Source organism: Bacillus sp. PK6-16 (assembly GCF_056530295.1).
On the sequence record NZ_CP096511.1, the window covers coordinates 496,694 to 515,126 of the forward strand.

21 protein-coding genes and 1 riboswitch are annotated in these 18,433 nt (G+C 37.8%); of the genes, 18 read left to right on the forward strand and 3 right to left on the reverse strand.

The window, feature by feature from the left end; translation table 11 throughout:
• Positions 1 to 127: 127 nt before the first annotated feature.
• From M1D66_RS02385 to yunB, 17 genes are all read left to right on the forward strand, one after another.
• Entirely contained in the window at positions 128 to 493 is a 366-nt protein-coding gene (locus M1D66_RS02385; protein WP_000218968.1) for an arsenate reductase family protein, read from the forward strand.
• Positions 494 to 534: 41 nt separating this feature from the next.
• Positions 535 to 918, forward strand: a complete 384-nt coding sequence (gene gcvH, locus M1D66_RS02390; RefSeq protein WP_000026897.1) for a glycine cleavage system protein GcvH — start codon at positions 535 to 537, stop codon at positions 916 to 918.
• A 376-nt stretch (positions 919 to 1,294) separates the two neighbouring features.
• Positions 1,295 to 1,639: a toprim domain-containing protein gene (locus M1D66_RS02395; protein WP_000640870.1), complete on the forward strand. Its 345-nt coding sequence runs from the start codon at positions 1,295 to 1,297 to the stop codon at positions 1,637 to 1,639.
• Positions 1,640 to 1,642: 3 nt separating this feature from the next.
• Positions 1,643 to 1,951 (forward strand): thioredoxin family protein, encoded by a 309-nt coding sequence (locus tag M1D66_RS02400; RefSeq protein WP_002025020.1) that lies wholly within the window; start codon positions 1,643 to 1,645, stop codon positions 1,949 to 1,951.
• Between the two features lie 152 nt (positions 1,952 to 2,103).
• A complete protein-coding gene (locus M1D66_RS02405) occupies positions 2,104 to 2,448 on the forward strand; it encodes a hypothetical protein (protein ID WP_001242136.1) in 345 nt (114 codons plus the stop codon).
• 125 nt (positions 2,449 to 2,573) lie between these two features.
• A riboswitch (SAM riboswitch) is annotated at positions 2,574 to 2,681 on the forward strand.
• 309 nt (positions 2,682 to 2,990) lie between these two features.
• Positions 2,991 to 4,016: a methionine ABC transporter ATP-binding protein gene (locus tag M1D66_RS02410; RefSeq protein ID WP_242554971.1), complete on the forward strand. Its 1,026-nt coding sequence runs from the start codon at positions 2,991 to 2,993 to the stop codon at positions 4,014 to 4,016.
• Entirely contained in the window at positions 4,009 to 4,674 is a 666-nt protein-coding gene (locus tag M1D66_RS02415) for a methionine ABC transporter permease (RefSeq protein ID WP_000359557.1), read from the forward strand. The genes M1D66_RS02410 and M1D66_RS02415 overlap by 8 nt, the downstream gene beginning before the upstream one ends.
• A 23-nt stretch (positions 4,675 to 4,697) precedes the next feature.
• A complete protein-coding gene (metQ, locus tag M1D66_RS02420) occupies positions 4,698 to 5,510 on the forward strand; it encodes a methionine ABC transporter substrate-binding lipoprotein MetQ (protein WP_242554972.1) in 813 nt (270 codons plus the stop codon).
• 71 nt (positions 5,511 to 5,581) lie between these two features.
• Complete coding sequence (gene metQ, locus M1D66_RS02425) at positions 5,582 to 6,388, forward strand: methionine ABC transporter substrate-binding lipoprotein MetQ (protein WP_000757005.1); 807 nt, start codon at positions 5,582 to 5,584, stop codon at positions 6,386 to 6,388.
• Positions 6,389 to 6,626: 238 nt separating this feature from the next.
• Positions 6,627 to 7,412 carry a Fe-S cluster assembly ATPase SufC gene (sufC, locus tag M1D66_RS02430; protein WP_000929160.1) on the forward strand — a complete coding sequence of 262 codons (786 nt, stop codon included), beginning with the start codon at positions 6,627 to 6,629 and terminating at the stop codon, positions 7,410 to 7,412.
• 15 nt (positions 7,413 to 7,427) lie between these two features.
• Positions 7,428 to 8,720: a Fe-S cluster assembly protein SufD gene (sufD, locus tag M1D66_RS02435; protein WP_000152167.1), complete on the forward strand. Its 1,293-nt coding sequence runs from the start codon at positions 7,428 to 7,430 to the stop codon at positions 8,718 to 8,720.
• Complete coding sequence (gene sufS, locus M1D66_RS02440) at positions 8,720 to 9,940, forward strand: cysteine desulfurase SufS (RefSeq protein WP_001020767.1); 1,221 nt, start codon at positions 8,720 to 8,722, stop codon at positions 9,938 to 9,940. The genes sufD and sufS overlap by 1 nt, the downstream gene beginning before the upstream one ends.
• A complete protein-coding gene (gene sufU / locus M1D66_RS02445) occupies positions 9,930 to 10,361 on the forward strand; it encodes a Fe-S cluster assembly sulfur transfer protein SufU (protein ID WP_000009523.1) in 432 nt (143 codons plus the stop codon). Before sufS ends, sufU begins: the two co-directional genes overlap by 11 nt.
• A gap of 48 nt (positions 10,362 to 10,409) precedes the next feature.
• Positions 10,410 to 11,807: a Fe-S cluster assembly protein SufB gene (sufB, locus tag M1D66_RS02450; protein ID WP_001118827.1), complete on the forward strand. Its 1,398-nt coding sequence runs from the start codon at positions 10,410 to 10,412 to the stop codon at positions 11,805 to 11,807.
• A 781-nt stretch (positions 11,808 to 12,588) separates the two neighbouring features.
• Positions 12,589 to 13,926: a bifunctional metallophosphatase/5'-nucleotidase gene (locus M1D66_RS02455; RefSeq protein WP_229699486.1), complete on the forward strand. Its 1,338-nt coding sequence runs from the start codon at positions 12,589 to 12,591 to the stop codon at positions 13,924 to 13,926.
• Between the two features lie 65 nt (positions 13,927 to 13,991).
• Positions 13,992 to 14,294, forward strand: a complete 303-nt coding sequence (locus M1D66_RS02460) for a YunC family protein (RefSeq protein ID WP_000248466.1) — start codon at positions 13,992 to 13,994, stop codon at positions 14,292 to 14,294.
• Between the two features lie 54 nt (positions 14,295 to 14,348).
• Positions 14,349 to 15,080: a sporulation protein YunB gene (yunB, locus tag M1D66_RS02465; RefSeq protein WP_000021800.1), complete on the forward strand. Its 732-nt coding sequence runs from the start codon at positions 14,349 to 14,351 to the stop codon at positions 15,078 to 15,080.
• Between the two features lie 73 nt (positions 15,081 to 15,153).
• Here the strand turns inward: yunB and M1D66_RS02470 are convergent, their stop codons facing one another.
• Complete coding sequence (locus M1D66_RS02470; RefSeq protein ID WP_000944663.1) at positions 15,154 to 16,137, reverse strand: M23 family metallopeptidase; 984 nt, start codon at positions 16,135 to 16,137, stop codon at positions 15,154 to 15,156.
• Between the two features lie 189 nt (positions 16,138 to 16,326).
• Between M1D66_RS02470 and lipA the strand changes: the two genes are divergently transcribed.
• The gene (gene lipA, locus M1D66_RS02475; RefSeq protein WP_000166372.1) at positions 16,327 to 17,223 is read left to right on the forward strand and encodes a lipoyl synthase; all 897 of its coding nucleotides are present in this window, start codon (positions 16,327 to 16,329) and stop codon (positions 17,221 to 17,223) included.
• A 20-nt stretch (positions 17,224 to 17,243) separates the two neighbouring features.
• On the opposite strand, the gene M1D66_RS02480 is transcribed toward lipA, so the two are convergent.
• Entirely contained in the window at positions 17,244 to 17,723 is a 480-nt protein-coding gene (locus tag M1D66_RS02480) for a YbaK/EbsC family protein (RefSeq protein WP_086385644.1), read from the reverse strand.
• A gap of 74 nt (positions 17,724 to 17,797) precedes the next feature.
• The gene (locus M1D66_RS02485; protein WP_086385643.1) at positions 17,798 to 18,352 is read right to left on the reverse strand and encodes a histidine phosphatase family protein; all 555 of its coding nucleotides are present in this window, start codon (positions 18,350 to 18,352) and stop codon (positions 17,798 to 17,800) included.
• Positions 18,353 to 18,433 lie beyond the last annotated feature (81 nt).

Consider the following 18,433-nt stretch of genomic DNA (forward strand, 5'->3'; position numbering starts at 1 on the left):
AAGAAAAATTCGCAGGATTATTAAAAATTATCACGAAATAAGTAAAAGTTTAGCGAATAATGGTTTGAAATAATAAAACGTTTTCTATATGATAAAGGTAAAGGTTAGTAAAAAAGTAGGTGAATTTATGACAGTAACATTTTATTCATATCCAAAGTGTGGCACATGTCAAAAGGCAAAGAAATGGTTTGAGGCAAACGATGTAGCATATGAGATGATTCATATTGTTGAAAATCCACCATCAAAAGAAGATTTACGTAATTTACATGAAAAAAGTGAATTACCATTAAAAAAATTCTTTAATACAAGTGGAATGCGTTACCGTGAACTTGGTCTAAAAGATAAGTTGAAAGATGCAAGCGAAGACGAAATGTATGAGCTTTTAGCATCTGATGGCATGTTGATTAAACGTCCAATTGTAACAGATGGAACGAATGTAACACTTGGTTTTAACGAAGAGCAGTTTGAAAGTGTGTGGAAAAAGTACCAATAAGGTATTTTTACATAATTAATACATTCACTGGAGGTACAGTCATGAGCATTCCAAATAATTTACGTTACTCTGAAGAACACGAATGGGTAAAAACTGAAGGTAATGAAGTTGTTATCGGTATCACTCACTTTGCACAAGGTGAGCTAGGCGATATCGTATTCGTTGAACTTCCTGAAGTAGGTGCAACAATCGAAGCTAACGAGCCATTCGGAAGCGTAGAATCTGTTAAAACAGTTTCTGAGTTATACGCACCTGTAAGCGGTAAAGTTGTAGCAGTAAACGAAGAATTAAGTGACCAACCAGAACTTGTTAACGAATCTCCATACGAGGGTGCATGGATGGTTAAAGTTGAACTTTCTGATGCAAGCCAAGTTGAGAAGTTATTAACTGCAGAAAAATATGCAGAAATGACAAACCAAGACTAATTATAGTCGACTAAAGGACAGCCTTTGTGCTGTCCTTTTTTATTTTTTGTGAAATAATGAAATTCAAGTTATATGTAAATAAATAAGCTATTATGAGAAAAACTGTTTTGTGGTAAGGTTTCATAAGTCTTCACAATCTGAATGAGCCGCTTGCGCTTTTCATTGTCTAGCTCCAGCGGCTAGATTGTTCGGTGGCTTCGCTTCTTCCTGCAAGGCCAAAAGCGCCTTTACGTCAGAAGCTCCATCCCCCTCACAATCTGAATGAGCCGCTTGCGCTTTTCTTTTGCAAAAATAAACAGGAAACAACATGAAAATAACGAATATACTATATACTAAGTTCAAGGTTATATAGTATATGGTGATCGGGTGATGACATATGATTTATGTAGAAAAAGTCATTATTGTAGAAGGTACATCAGATAGAAGAAAGATTGAATCTATTATTCGTGAACCGGTGGAAATTGTTTGTACAAATGGTACAATTGGTTTGTCGAAAATGGATGAGCTCGTTGATCAGTTTTTTGATAAGGAAGTGTATGTGCTAGTGGATGCTGATGATGCTGGAGAAAAGTTAAGGAAACAATTTCGAAAAGAATTCCCGCAAGCCGAGCATATCTATATTGATCGCTCGTACCGAGAAGTGGCAACTGCGCCATCTACACACTTAGCAAATGTATTATGGGGAGCCGACATTGACGTTTATACAGAATATTTACGGTAAGGAATGATAGAAGTGATTGATTGGACAGGAGCCGAAGCTACAGCCCTAATAGAGAACGAAGAAAAAACAGTATTATATGTATATACTCCAATGTGTGGAACATGCCAATTAGCAAAAAAGATGTTAACAGTCGTTGAGATGACAATTGAAGGCCTCAAAATTGGGATGTTAGATTTAAATTATGCTCCGCATTTAGCGAAAGAGTATGGGATTGAAAGTGTACCTTGTTTACTTGTTTTTGAAAATGGGACACTGATGAAGAAGATATACGCATTTCATTCGGTTGAATATTTATATACGGAATTAAAGTAGGCGGCAAAATTTTTGCCGCCTCGACATATTTCTTGGGAAATATGTCGAGATGCAGGGTGGATACAGTATTTGTCGAGCGAAAATAACAGGATTGCTCTTTAGTGAGAGGGAATGGTATGTAATAGAAAGTGATATGAAGGATGTGATTTAGGGTGAGATTATATTCTTTGCTTCAATCATTTGTAAATTACGCTAATGCTCAATATCATTTAGAACCGCTTTTAAGACAAGAAGAAAAAACTGTTAATTTTCGTTTTGGAGATGAAAGTTGTTCGTTACAAATTTCAAGAGATTATATAGAGCTGGTACATGAAGAAAGAGGAACGGAACAAATCATTTGCTTAGATGAAAAGGATATAGAACAATTGGTGAATGGAAATGTACGATTGCAAATGCTAATGAATGATGGACGTGTACAATATTCGGGAACGTACCGAACGATGTTATTAGTGGAATCGATGTTTCATATATGTAAACCGATGTCAGTAGGTGCTTAAAATTCTGAAGTTTCATTTTTTGCGAAAATTTCTGTTGACATGGTGAGTGTATATTGATACAATTCAAGTCATAAAATATAGACAATTTCATAAATTTCAAATCAGACGAAAATTGAATCTGATTTCTCTTATCAAGAGAGGTGGAGGGACTGTGCCCTGTGAAGCCCGGCAACCGTCAACTTATGTTGAAATGGTGCCAATTCCTGCAAAGCAAATGCTTTGAGAGATGAGAGAGAGGGATAATGTTGTTATATACGCATAAAAACCTTTCTGCTTCTCTAAAGCAGAAAGGTTTTTTTATTGTTTGAATGTGGAGGACATTCAAATAATAAAAGTAATGATAACAGTGGACTACACGCATTAAAAATAAAAAATTGCGGAGTCGACCTAAAATCTTTATGAAATCTAGCTCCAGCGGCTAGAACAGTCGGTCGTGTCATCCCTTCCTATGAGGCAAAAAGCGCCTCTACGTCAGGGATTTAAACGCCCTCTTGTTCTAAACGATCCGCTTGCGCTTTTTATTTAAAAAAGGGGTGAACATCATGATTCTATTAGAGAACGTAAAGAAAATATATAAGGCGAAAAGCGGTGATGTCACTGCTGTAGATAACGCCAATTTAAAAATAGAAAAAGGTGAAATATTTGGTGTTATTGGATATAGCGGCGCTGGGAAAAGTTCTTTAATCAGATTGTTTAATCAGTTAGAGAAACCGACTTCTGGCCAAATTACAATTGCAAATCGTGTTATATCAGCAATTACAGGAAGTGAACTTCGTAAGGCAAGGCAAGAAATCGGAATGATTTTTCAGCACTTCAACTTACTTTGGTCACGAACTGTACGTGAAAATATAGAGTTTCCACTTGAAATTGCAGGTGTTGATAAAGAGAAGAGAAGAAAACGTGTTGATGAATTAATTCATCTTGTTGGATTAGAAGGAAGAGGAGACGCGTACCCATCTCAGCTGAGCGGGGGACAAAAGCAACGCGTCGGGATTGCAAGAGCATTAGCTAACAATCCACAAGTGCTTTTATGTGACGAAGCAACGTCAGCTCTTGATCCGGAAACGACAGATCAAATTTTGGATTTACTATTAGACATTAATAAGCGCCTTGGTTTAACAATTGTACTCATTACACATGAGATGCACGTAATTCGAAAGATTTGTAATCGTGTTGCGGTAATGGAGAAAGGAAAGATTGTAGAAACAGGTCCAGTACTTGATGTATTCCGTAATCCGAAGCAAGATATTACGAAACGATTTGTACAGCAGTTAACGGATTCTGAAGATACAAATGAAACGATTGAAAGTTTAATTGAAAAATATCCAGATGGAAAAGTAATTCGTTTGCAGTTTATCGGTGAGGCTGTAGAAAGACCAGTGCTTCAACGATTGATGCAACGCAGTGACATAGAAGTTAGCATTTTGCAAGGAAATATCGCACAAACGAATAACGGTTCTTACGGTAGTTTAGTTGTTCATTTAAATGGTGAGGAAACAGCGATCCAGCAAGCAATAGAAGGAATTCATCAAGATCAAGTAGAGCTGGAGGTGATTGCACATGGATAAGTTACTCACAAATGTTGATTGGAATCAAATGTTAGAAGCAACTGGTGAAACGTTATATATGACGGCAATCGCAGCTCTTGCGACATTTGTTTTAGGACTCATTTTAGGATTGTTACTCTTCATGACAGCAAAAGATAATTTATGGGAAAACAAATCAATTAATACGGTGATTGGAGCATTCGTAAATATATTCCGTTCTATACCATTCATCATTTTAATTATTTTATTAATCCCATTCACAAAGATTCTTCTTGGAACAATTCTTGGAGCAAGTGCAGCTTTGCCGGCTTTAATTATTGGAGCGGCACCATTCTACGCGAGAATGGTTGAAATCGCACTTCGCGAAATTGATAAAGGTGTAATTGAAGCTTCAAAAGCAATGGGAGCAAAAACAAGCACAATTATTTTGAAAGTGTTAATTCCAGAATCGTTACCAGCATTAGTATCTGGTATTACGGTTACGACAATTGCTTTAGTAGGCTATACAGCAATGGCAGGAGTTGTTGGTGCTGGTGGCCTTGGAACACTTGCTTACTTAGAAGGATTCCAAAGAGGGAATAACGATGTAACAATCGTTGCGACAATTTGTGTATTACTAGTTGTATTTTTAATTCAGTGGATTGGTGATAGTTTAACGACTCGAATAGATAAACGATAATGAAAAACGGGAGGATGTTTCAAATGAAAAAATTATTACTTACGGCACTTATTTCAACTTCAATTTTTGGATTAGCTGCTTGTGGCGGGAAAGATAAAGATGAAAAGAAACTTGTTGTTGGTGCTTCTAACGTACCGCACGCTGTTATTTTAGAAAAGGCAAAACCGTTACTTGAGAAAAAAGGAATTGAATTAGAAATTAAAAAATTCCAAGACTACGTATTACCAAATAAATCGTTAGCGGATAAGGAATTAGATGCAAACTACTTCCAGCATATTCCGTATTTAGAAAAAGAAATTAAAGATAAAAAGTATGACTTTGAAGTAGCAGGAAAGATTCATTTAGAACCAATTGGTGTGTACTCTCAAAAGTATAAGAGTTTAAAAGAGCTTCCAGATGGTGCGACAATTATTATGAGTAATTCAGTTGCTGACCACGGACGTGGTTTAGCAATTTTACAAAAAGAAGGTATTTTAAAAATTAAAGACGGAATAGATCCAGTTAAAGCAACTCCAAAAGATATTGCAGATAATCCGAAAAATCTAAAATTCAAAACGGATATCGAGCCTGGTTTATTGCCACAAGTGTATAACAATAAAGAAGGCGACGCTGTTTTAATTAACTCTAACTATGCAATTGATGCAAAGTTAAATCCGGAAAAAGATGCAATTGCAATTGAAGGAAATGATTCACCATACGCAAACATAATAGCTGTTCGTAAAGGCGATAAAGATAAGAAAGAGATTAAAGCTCTTGTAGAAGTATTGCATTCTAAAGAAATTGAAGACTTCATTAATAAAGAATATAAAGGGGCGGTTGTTCCTGTAAAAGAATAATTGCTGAAAAGGGCTGGTGTATGCCGGCTCTTTTTATAACTACATAACTATTGGGGAGAAGGGGAAAGCATATGAAAAAGGTTCTACTGTCAATTGTTACAGCGTTGTCTGTATTTACATTAGCTGCTTGCGGAGGAAAAGAGGAGAATAAGCTTGTTGTGGGAGCTTCTAACGTGCCACACGCTGTTATTTTAGAAAAGGCACAGCCGATTTTAGAGAAAAAGGGTATTAAATTAGAAATTAAAAAATTCCAAGATTATGTGTTGCCGAATAAGGCTTTAGCGGATAAAGAAATTGATGCGAACTACTTCCAGCACATTCCTTACTTAGATAAAGAAATTCAAGAAAAGGGATATAAAATTGTAAACGCAGGAAAAATCCATTTAGAACCTATGGGCATTTATTCTAAGAAATATAAAAGCTTAAAAGACCTACCAGATGGCGGAACAGTGATTATGAGTAATAACGTAGCGGAGCGTGGCCGCATGCTAGCGCTGTTACAAAAAGGTGGCGTTATTAAATTAAAAGACGGAGTAGATGTTGTTAAAGCAACAGTAAAAGATGTTGTAGAAAACCCGAAAAACTTAAAATTTAAAACAGATGTTGAACCGGGACTTTCACCGAAATTGTATGAAAATAATGAGGGAGATGCTTTATTTATTAATTCAAACTATGCAATTGATGCAAAATTAAATCCAACAAAGGATGCAATTGCGATTGAAGGATCAGACTCTCCGTATGCAAACATCATTGCAGTTCGTAAAGGTGATGAGAAGAAAAAAGAAATTAAAGAGCTAGTAGAAGTGCTACATTCAAAAGAAATTCAAGATTTTATTAATAAAGAATATAAAGGTGCTGTACTTCCGGTAAGTGAATAAATATAAGGAAAGGGCTGGAAAATTACCAGTCCTTTTTTCTTTATATAAATAAGAAGAAAGGTGTATCATAGAAAGATGTGAAGGAAATACTTATATACATTTGTGAAAAAACGGTTACTTTTTTTCGTCGTTTGCGATATCATTTTATTTGATATAAAATTAGAATGAGAATAAAATGAGAATATGAACGTTTTAGGAATTTTTAAAATGTATATATAGGATTAATGGAGGTATTGAGATGGCTGGTTCTACATTAACGGTTAAAGACTTACACGTATCAATTGATGGCAAAGAAATTTTAAAGGGTGTAAACCTTGAAGTAAAAGGTGGAGAAATCCACGCAATTATGGGACCTAACGGAACAGGTAAATCAACTTTATCTTCTGCAATTATGGGTCACCCAAAGTATGAAGTAACAGAAGGTAGCATCATCATCGACGGTGAAGATGTATTAGAAATGGAAGTAGACGAGCGCGCACAAGCGGGTCTATTCCTAGCAATGCAATATCCAAGTGAAATTAGCGGAGTAACAAACGCTGACTTCTTACGTTCTGCAATTAATGCACGTCGTGAAGAAGGCGATGAAATTTCTCTTATGAAATTTATCCGTACATTAGATAAAAACATGGAATTCCTAGAAATGGATCCAGAAATGGCACAACGTTACTTAAACGAAGGTTTCTCTGGTGGAGAGAAAAAACGTAACGAAATTCTTCAATTAATGATGATTGAGCCAAAAATCGCAATCTTAGATGAAATTGACTCAGGTCTTGATATCGATGCATTAAAAGTTGTATCTAAAGGTATTAACGAAATGCGCGGCGAAGAGTTCGGTTGCCTAATGATTACGCATTACCAACGTTTATTAAACTACATCACTCCAGACTTCGTTCACGTTATGATGAACGGTCGTATCGTTAAATCTGGTGGCCCTGAGCTTGCACAACGTCTAGAAGCTGAAGGTTACGACTGGATTAAAAAAGAATTAGGTATTGAAGACGAAACAACAGAGCAAGAAGCGTAAGAGAGGAGCATAAACATGACAATCGGTACATTACCTTTCGATCAAGAAACAATCCGTCAACGCGCAAGCGAAGTAAACGAAGCAGCTTGGTTGACTGAGTTCCGCTTACAAGCTCTTGCACAAGCAACTGAACTTCCAATGCCAACGCCTGATAAAACGAAAATTGACAAATGGGACTTTATCGGAAAAGGCGACGCTGCTAAGCAAGAGCCTGTAAGTTCTTTAACTGAACTTCCAGAAGCAGTGAAAAACTTAATCGATGAAAATAACAGCGTATTAGTGCAACGTACTGGTACAACTGCATTCGTTTCTTTAGCAGACGAAGCAAAAGAAAAAGGTGTTATTTTCACAGACATCGTAACAGCTGCAACTGAGCATGCTGAACTAGTACAAAAGTACTTAATGAAAGACGGCGTGAAAGTAGACGAGCATCGTCTAACTGCACTTCATGCTGCATTAATCAACGGCGGTGCATTCGTATATGTTCCGAAAAACGTTGTTCTTGAAACTCCACTTCAAGCTGTATTCTTAGTAGATGGCGAAGAAGCTAACGTATATAATCACGTACTATTCGTAGCTGATGCGAACAGTACTGCAACTTATGTAGAAAACTACGTTGCAAATGAAAATGCTAAAGGTATTGCAAATATCGTGGCAGAAGTAATCGTGGAACAAGGCGCACAAGTGAAATTCGGTGCGGTTGATCTATTAGCAAAAGACGTAACAACTTACGTTAACCGCCGCGGCGTTGTAGGACGCGACGGCCGTATTGATTGGGCTCTAGGCCTTATGAATGATGGAAACACAATTTCAGAGAACGTTACGAACTTAATGGGCGACGGTTCATATGCTGATACGAAAACAGTAACAATTGGCCGTGGTAACCAAACACAAAACTTTACAACTAAAGTTGTTCACTTCGGTAAACACTCTGAAGGTTGGATTTTAAAACACGGTGTACAAAAAGATAGTGCAACATCTATCTTTAACGGAATTGGTAAGATTGAACACGGTGCATCTAAATCAAATGCACAACAATCTTCTCGCGTTCTTATGTTAGATGAAAAAGCACGTGGTGATGCAAACCCAATTCTTTTAATCGACGAAGATGATGTAATGGCAGGTCACGCAGCTTCAGTAGGTCGCGTAGATCCAGTCCAACTATACTACTTGATGAGCCGTGGTATTCCAAAACGCGAAGCAGAACGTTTAGTCATCCATGGATTCTTAGCACCTGTAGTTAATGAGCTTCCAATTGAAGGAGTAAAGGCACAGCTTGTTGAGGTAATTGAAAGGAAAGTTCGCTAATGAATATTCATGAAATACGCAAACAGTTTCCAATTCTTGATCAAAAAGTGAACGGCAAACAACTTGTTTATTTCGATAGTGCAGCAACTTCTCAAAAACCAATTCAAGTCATTGAAACGTTAGAACGTTACTATAAAGAATATAATTCTAACGTGCATCGCGGTGTTCATACGCTCGGTACGAAAGCTACCGACGCGTATGAAGGTGCACGTGAGAAAGTTCGCAAGTTTATTAACGCGAAATCAATGGAAGAGATTATTTTCACGCGCGGAACGACAACTGCATTAAATACAGTAGCAGCTAGCTATGGTCTTGAAAATGTAAAAGAGGGCGATGAAATCGTTATTTCTTACATGGAGCACCATAGTAATATCATTCCGTGGCAACAAGTTGCGAAGAAAACTGGTGCAACTTTAAAATACCTTCCGCTTCAACCAGACGGTACAATTTCTTTAGAAGATGTTCGTCAAACAGTTACACCGAATACAAAAATCGTTTCTATTATGCAAGTATCAAACGTACTTGGAACGATTAACCCTGTAAAAGAAATCGGAGCAATCGCACACGAAAATGGCGCAATTATGGTCGTTGATGGTGCACAAAGTACACCTCACATGAAAGTGGATGTACAAGATTTAAACTGTGATTTCTACGCATTATCTGCTCATAAGATGTGCGGACCTACAGGTATCGGCGTATTATATGGTAAAAAAGAATTGCTGAACAATATGGAGCCAATTGAATTTGGTGGTGAAATGATTGATTTCGTAGATTTACAAGAATCTACGTGGAAAGAGCTTCCGTGGAAGTTTGAAGCAGGTACACCGATTATCGGTAATGCAATCGGACTTGGTGCGGCAATTGATTTCCTAGAAGAAATCGGTCTTGATAATATTGAAAAGCATGAGCATGAATTAGCGCAATACGCTTTAGAAAGACTATCAGAAGTAGATGGCGTTACAATTTATGGTCCAAAGCATCGCGCTGGTCTTGTTACATTTAATATTGAAGACGTACATCCTCACGATGTAGCGACTGTATTAGATGTAGAAGGCATTGCAGTTCGCGCAGGACATCACTGTGCACAACCGCTTATGAAGTGGCTAAAAGCTTCTTCAACAGCACGTGCGAGCTTCTATTTATATAATACAAAAGAAGAAATTGATACATTTGTTGAATCGCTAATCAAGACAAAGGAGTATTTCACAAATGTCATTTAATAATTTAGATACGTTATATCGTCAAGTTATTATGGATCATTACAAAAATCCTCGTAACCATGGCGTGTTAGAAGATAGTGTTACCGTTAACTTGAACAATCCAACTTGCGGCGATCGTATTCAACTTACGATGAAAGTAGAAGAAGGTATTGTGCAAGAGGCGAAGTTTGAAGGTGAAGGATGTTCAATCTCAATGTCTTCAGCTTCAATGATGACACAAGCAGTAAAAGGTAAGAAAATTGAAGAAGCACTTCAGCTTTCGAAAATTTTCTCTGACATGATGCTAGGAAAAGAGTACGATGACAGCATCGATTTAGGAGATATTGAAGCATTACAAGGCGTATGCAAGTTCCCTGCACGTATTAAATGTGCAACATTAGCGTGGAAAGCGTTAGAAAAGGGCTTAAACGAAGATAAGTAATGTTAAAGGTTCCTAAAAACGAGGTTATCTAAGGAGGGACACACCAACATGGCGAAGCAACTGCCAGATATCGGCGATTATAAATATGGTTTCAAAGACAAAGACGTTTCGATTTTCCGTGCTGGACGCGGTTTAACAAAAGAGATCGTTGAAGAAATTTCACGTATGAAAGAAGAACCACAGTGGATGTTAGACTTCCGTTTAAAATCACTGGATAAGTTCTACGAAATGCCAATGCCACAATGGGGCGGCGACTTAAACGACTTAGATTTCGATGAAATTACGTACTACGTAAAACCATCTGAGAAATCTGAGAAGTCTTGGGATGAAGTACCTGATGAAATTAAAGCAACATTTGATAAATTAGGTATTCCAGAAGCTGAGCAAAAATATTTAGCTGGTGTATCTGCACAGTACGAATCTGAAGTTGTATACCACAACATGAAAGAAGACCTAGAAGCTCTAGGAATCGTCTTCAAAGATACAGATAGCGCATTAAAAGAGAACGAAGATATTTTCCGTGAGCATTTCGGAAAAGTAATCCCACCAACAGACAACAAATTCTCTGCATTAAACTCTGCAGTTTGGTCTGGTGGATCATTCATCTACGTTCCAAAAGGTGTTAAAGTTGATACACCACTTCAAGCGTATTTCCGTATTAACTCTGAAAATATGGGACAATTCGAGCGTACGCTTATCATCGTAGACGAAGGCGCACACGTACACTACGTAGAAGGTTGTACAGCACCTGTTTACACGACTAACTCACTTCACAGTGCGGTAGTAGAAATCATCATTAAGAAAGATGCATATTGCCGTTATACAACAATCCAAAACTGGGCGAACAACGTATACAACCTAGTTACAAAACGTGCGGTTTGTGAAGAAAACGCAACGATGGAATGGATTGACGGTAACATCGGATCTAAATTAACGATGAAATACCCAGCAGTTATCTTAAAAGGCGAAGGCGCTCGTGGTTTAACATTATCTATCGCGATTGCTGGTAAAGGCCAACACCAAGATGCTGGTGCGAAAATGATTCACTTAGCACCAAACACGTCTTCAACAATCGTTTCTAAATCGATTGCGAAGCATGGTGGTAAAGTAACTTACCGTGGTATCGTACACTTCGGACCAAAAGCGAAAAACTCTCGCTCTAACATCGAGTGTGACACGTTAATCATGGATAACCAATCTACATCTGATACAATTCCTTACAACGAAATCAAAAACGATTACGTTTCACTTGAGCACGAAGCGAAAGTATCGAAAGTATCAGAAGAACAATTATTCTATCTAATGAGCCGCGGTATTTCTGAGCAAGAAGCTACAGAAATGATCGTAATGGGCTTCATCGAGCCATTCACTCGCGAACTTCCAATGGAATACGCAGTTGAAATGAACCGCCTAATCAAGTTTGAGATGGAAGGTTCTATTGGTTAAATAGAAATGCGGAGCCGACTGTTCAGACCCGTTGGCTAAGGTTCTTTCGCACAGAAGATGCTTTTTATCTTCTCGTGCGGAAGGTTCTTAGACATGAGGGTCTAGGAGGCGAAGCTGGACAATATTTAAAAGTGGCAGCGGCTTATTCTAGCCGCTGGAACTGGATAATATATGTATGAAGAAAGCGTCCTGCTGTGCAGGGCGCTTTTTTGTTTTGCGGATTTGTCTTGGCTTGGCTCGGGAGAGGATACCCGGGTGGGTGTTCAGCTAAATATATCAACGATTTTTCAAATATATCGATCATAAACGGGAATATATCAACGATTATTTCAATATATCAACGTTTCGACAAGGAATATCGATTTGTCGACAAGATAAGACAAAAGAAAATCCTCACATACCCCAAACATTTTATAAGAACAGAGAACGACTAGGTTTAAGACAAAGATACTGACAAATCCACTTGAACAACCACCCACTGAATTCTCTATTAAACTTTTTGACAAATCCACCCCCCCTCCCTCCACTATCTGGAATTCTTTCCTGCATTAGCAAAAGTTTCTCATATAAAAAGGACAATCTTTTGCTTTTTCTCACAATGCGAGTACAATGTAAAATAGCAAGAAAAGACGAAAAGTATTTACAGGATTATTGTGTGCGCATAGCGTAAATGGCAGTAAGGAACTGAGAGGAGGTTTTTTCTCTGAATACAAATAAAGAAACAATCATCCACCTTTATCATACAAACGATATACATAGTCATTTTGAAAATTGGCCGCAAATTTCTCGGTTTGTTCTAGGGGAGAAAAAGCGAAGACAGGAAGCGGGAGAGACTGTTTTGACGATTGATATCGGCGATCATGTGGATCGTTTTCATAGTATTTCGGAAGCGACAAATGGGCTTGGGAATACGAAGCTTTTAAATGAGGCGTTATATGATTATGTAACGATCGGAAATAATGAAGGAATTACGTTAGCGAAAGAGCATTTAAATCGGCTCTATGATGATGCTGGATTTGAAGTACTTGTTGCAAATTTATTTGAAAAAGAAGGTGTACGTCCATCATGGGCAAAGCCTTATAAATTACATACAACGACAGATGGGATTACGATTGCTTTTATCGGGTTAACTGTTGCGTATCCAGAGTTTTATCAAATGCTCGATTGGCATATTGAAGATCCGCTTATCCATTTAGAGTCTATTTTAGAAGAAGTGAGAGATGAGGCTCATATAACAGTTGTCCTTTCTCACCTTGGAAAAAGTATGGATGAGTATATGGCAGAGCATTATGATATAGATGTTATTTTAGGGGCACATACGCATCATTTATTTGAGCGTGGTGTTCTAATGAATAATACTTTACTTTGTTGCTGTGAAAAGTGGGGACGTTACGTTGGGCACGTGCAGCTTACTGTGGATAAAGAGACGAAGAAGCTGTTGAAAAAGGACGGTAGAGCGATTAAGACGGAACGGTTAGGTGCTTATAGCGAGCCGTTATCCACAATTGAAATACTGCAGGAAGAAAGTAAGCATATAATGGCAGAGCCTGTCGTTCATTTAAAAGAGTCATTACAGGTTGATTGGTTTCACGAGACGCCGTTTTCTCATATGTTAGCAAGTGCGCTGAAAACATGGTGCGGTGCAGAAATTGGCATGGTGAATGCTGGTGTACTTCTTGAAGGGTTAGAAGAGGGTGTCGTAACGCGCGGAGATATTCACAGAATTTGTCCACATCCAATTAATCCGTGTGCTTTGAAAGTTCCAGGAAAGATATTAAGAGAAGTTATTTTGAAAGCACGTAAGCCGAATATGGAGAATCTTGAGGTGAAAGGATTCGGATTTCGTGGGAAAGTGATGGGGAAAATGATTTACGCGGGTGTAGAAGTAATTCCAGATACGATTCCTGGGAATAAAATTTTACTCGAAGATGTATTAATTAACGGGGAATCGCTGGAATTAGATCGTATATATACAGTAGGAACAATTGATATGTTTACATTTGGCTACTTATACCCAGAGCTATCCACACTTTCTGACAAACAATATTATATGCCAGAACTACTTAGAGATGTGTTAACAGATATGTTAATAACTTATACATCTTCCGTTAAACTATAGGCTAGTTAACTTGTAACACTCATTTTTCTCTTGTCATACAGATAAGAAAGAGAGGAGTGTGAACTATGGTTAATGTGGAGCCAATTATAATTGATAATTATACGTTTATTGCGGTTAGCGTGAAACTTCCAAAGACAAATTTGCTAGCTGTAATGAGCGATAAAGGATATATTATGTGTGGTGCATTAGATGTAGGTCTTTTAAATGAGAAGTTAGGTGATCGAGGAATTATTGCTGGCCGTGCGGTTGGTGTAAGAACGATTGAACAACTTCTTGAAGCGCCGCTAGAATCGGTAACGACTGGAGCTGAAGCATTAGGCATTCCAGCAGGAACAATTGGAAAAGAAGCATTATTAAAAATGAGATAAGCATATATCGTCCCTCCTTCTTGCATAGAAATGATATAAGAAGGAGGTTTTTTTATGAGTATATTTCGCTCGAAAAACTCGCGGTTTCGAAGGGGGCCTATTGCCTTTCGGTATATACTGCTTATGTCGTTTATTCTTTTTATTATATTACTTACGCAAGGGTTGTGGATTGTGAATAATAATATTCAGCCGACCTTAATTAAATATGGGGAAGTAGAGACGCATAAAATGGCGACGGCAATTATGACGAAGGCAGTAAAGGATCGAATTAATGAAGGATTCGATGTAGATTCATTAATGAAAGTACAGAATGATAAAAACGGAAAAGTATCTACAATTAATTTAAATACAAAGCAAGTAAATGAAATCGTAACGTCAACGACCACGTACATAGAAAAATATTTGCAGCAAGTAGAACAAGGGAAGTTGAAGGAGCTAGGTATTTCTGAAAAAAACGGGGCGACTATGGCAGTTCCTTTTGGGCGTGTAACTGATAATGCACTTCTTGGTAATATAGGACCGGATATTCCGATTCATTTCACGCCAATTGGGCATGTGAATACAGATATTAAACAAAAAATTGAGCCGCATGGGATTAATACTACAGCAATTCAAATTGTTATGGAAATGGAAGTAACATTGCAAGTAATTATTCCATTTCATACGAAAGAGATAACGGTGAAACAAAATGTTCCGATTGCGACGCGTATCGTTCAAGGGGAAGTGCCTACGTATTATGGAAGTGGAAGTGTTGCTGTACCTGATAAAAAGAAAACAGATAGTTAGTTGTAAATAAAGTGAAACCCGGCTCAGCCAGGCTTTTAATGGATAAAAAATAACCGTAGCAATGCAGCTACGGTTATCGTTTTGTATTTGCTCGTTCTTTGCGTTCCCAAAGGCTTAAATGCATGTATGGATCGAAGGCCCATTCTGTATAGCCATTGTCTTTATATATGCCAAAATGTAAGTGGGGCGGAAATTTTCCGGCTGTACCAGGAGGTCCATAACCAGTGCTACCAACAAATCCGATTACTTTCCCTGGCTCAACAATTTGTCCAAGCTGTATTTCTTTTGAGAACCCGCCTAAATGAGCGTAATAATGGTAATTGTTATGAAGGTCGCGAATACCAATGCGCCATCCACCAAGGCGGTTCCAACCTTTCGTTTCAATAATGCCATAGCAAGTCGATCTTACTGGCACGCCATATCCGGCAAAAATATCGGTTCCTTCATGAATCCTTCTACCCCCAAAACTTCTTCCAGCGCCGAAAGTACTACGGTAGCTATGGTCACTACGGATCGGAAGAGGAAAAGCATTTCCTTCTAAATTAATACGGCCATAATGTTTATAAATTTGGGCATATTCGCTAATTAAATCAACTGTTTTTGCACGTCTATAATATTCCCAGAGCATAATTTTAATACGGTCTTCTGACGTTCCTTGTTTCCTTAAAATAGTCGCTGCGGTATGCAGAAGATCACGGTCGCTATTTGCATTTGCAAATCCATCTTTGTCACCATCTAAACCTATTCCGCCAAATAGAGAAATTGTATGGGGGAGAGTATCGTTACTATTAATAGGTCCAGCCCATATTTCTGGTTTGAAATAAAGGGAAATGATGGCATCTGGTTTTTTCGGAATATCTTTTCTTACGCTCCGTATATTTCTTTCATATTGATCCATTGCAGCTAAGTAATACCATGGAATGCCTGAAGACTGCTCGGTTTCTTTATATAGTGCCATGCGCTTTTCGTATATGCTTTGCTGATTATCTTCACCGTAAGCGATGTTTTGGTGGAGAAGAAAACAAATAGAAAGCAAAAGAGAAATTTTTCGAAGCATGAAATAGACTCCTTTCACAACATCACTCTTTTTAGTGTGGGATATACGGAGTATTTCATTATAGGGAACGATTGGAAAAAATCTTAGAATCTTCATTTGAGCAAATCGCTTTCATACGTTAGAATAGATATGTTACATTGAAAGAAGCGAACACGGTAAACTATTTCATATTGTGCGGAGTTGATAACCATGACAAAACAAACAGAATATAAGCGCAAGCCCGAATGGTTGAAAATTAAGTTAAACACGAATGAAAACTATACAGGCTTAAAGAAAATGATGCGTTCTAAGAATCTTCATACCGTTTGTGAAGAGGCAAAATGTCCGAATATTCATGAATGCTGGGCTGTAAGAAAAACAGCAACATTTATGATTTTAGGTGCGGTTTGTACACGTGCTTGTCGTTTTTGTGCGGTTAAAACAGGCTTACCAACTGAGCTTGATTTACAAGAACCAGAACGCGTAGCAGATTCAGTAGTACAAATGGGCTTAAAGCACGTTGTTATAACAGCGGTTGCACGTGATGATTTAAAGGACGGGGGAGCAGCTGTTTTTGCTGAAACAGTACGCGCAGTACGTCGTAAAAACCCATTCACGTCTATCGAAGTATTACCATCTGATATGGGTGGAGTAGAAGAAAACTTAAAAATGTTAATGGATGCAAAACCAGATATTTTAAACCATAACATTGAAACAGTACGTCGATTATCTGACCGAGTTCGCGCTAGAGCAAAATATGAACGTTCATTAGAGTTTTTACGTCGAGCGAAAGAAATGCAGCCTGATATTCCAACTAAATCGAGCATTATGGTGGGCTTAGGTGAAACGAGAGAAGATTTAATTGAAGCAATGGATGACTTACGTGCAAACAATGTGGATATTTTAACTCTTGGGCAATACCTGCAACCATCTAAGAAGCATTTACCAGTTCTTAAATATTACCCACCAGCAGAATTTGCAGAGCTTAAAGAAATTGCACTTAGCAAAGGATTTAGCCACTGTGAAGCTGGCCCACTTGTGCGTTCTTCTTACCATGCGGACGAGCAAGTACGTTCTGCAAAAGAAAAAACAGCAGAAGCTAAATAATGAAAAAAGAGAGCTAATGATTAGCTCTCTTTTTGTTTGTACTCTAAAATGGTATTTGGACATGTTAATAAAATCTTTTTTAATTCTTCTGTGGATAATTCAATTGTAAATTCAGGAACACCAGGTGTAATTAAAATTTTATCGTACTTATAAATAGCGTTATCCACAATAATTGTTACATCGTGTGAATATCCGAAAGGAGCCACACATCCCGGCGTACAACCAGTTTTGTCTCGCAGTTCATCAGGAGAACAGAGAGATAAGCGTTCTCCTGTTAATTCTTTCATCTCTCCCCGGTTGAGCCTTGTGCCCTCTAACGTAAAAAATACGTAATAATCTTCAGACTTTGATTTTAAAAATAAGCTTTTACTTGGAGTGCCTTGTAAGCCAAGTCTCTCGCGTACGATCCGATCCGTCTCATAATCGAGTACTGGTTCGTGTTCGAATTTTTCATAAGAAACATTTGTTTTATGTAGTAAAGCAAGTACGTCTTCGTACATATGAAATGATACCCCTTTCTATTGTTAGAACAGTCTCTTCTCGTGGCGTCAACTGAATGTTTTGGAAAGGGATATTACTTGGACGATGTTTCCCATAAGCGTTTTATGATACATTGTTCGTCGATTGTAATTTCGTAAATATCAGGATTCGTTAAAGTTCTCCATTCATTAAAGCCAATCGTATGATCAAAATGCTTTAAAATGAGTGTAAGTAAATTGCCATGTGTAACAAGTAGTGTTGTCGTATGGTTTAATTGTAAAACGTCTTGAATAAGCGATAGGGCCCGGTCTGTTGCTTGTTTTGTTGACTCTCCGCCTGAAAAGGCAATATCTATATTTGTAAAAGTAGATTCTAGTTTTTGCATCCAATCATCCATTGGAATGTTGCTCAATATGCGTTCAGTTAATCGTTCATCTTCTTGGATAGATAAGTTAGCTTGGAGCGCATAGGGCCGAATGGAATCGATAGCTCGGACAAATGGGCTTGAAATAATATGATCGATTTGTAGATGATTTTCTAAGAGGAATGTAGCAAGGGTGTTTGCTTGGTCTTTTCCATCGGTCGTTAATTCATCATCACGTTTTTGCCCAATTGCTGAACAATGTCGTATTACAATAATTTTCTTCATAATTCATCCCCATCTTTCAAGTTGACGCTATATACTTCGACAAATGTAGAAATAATTCCTTTTTATTGGAAACAGCATATT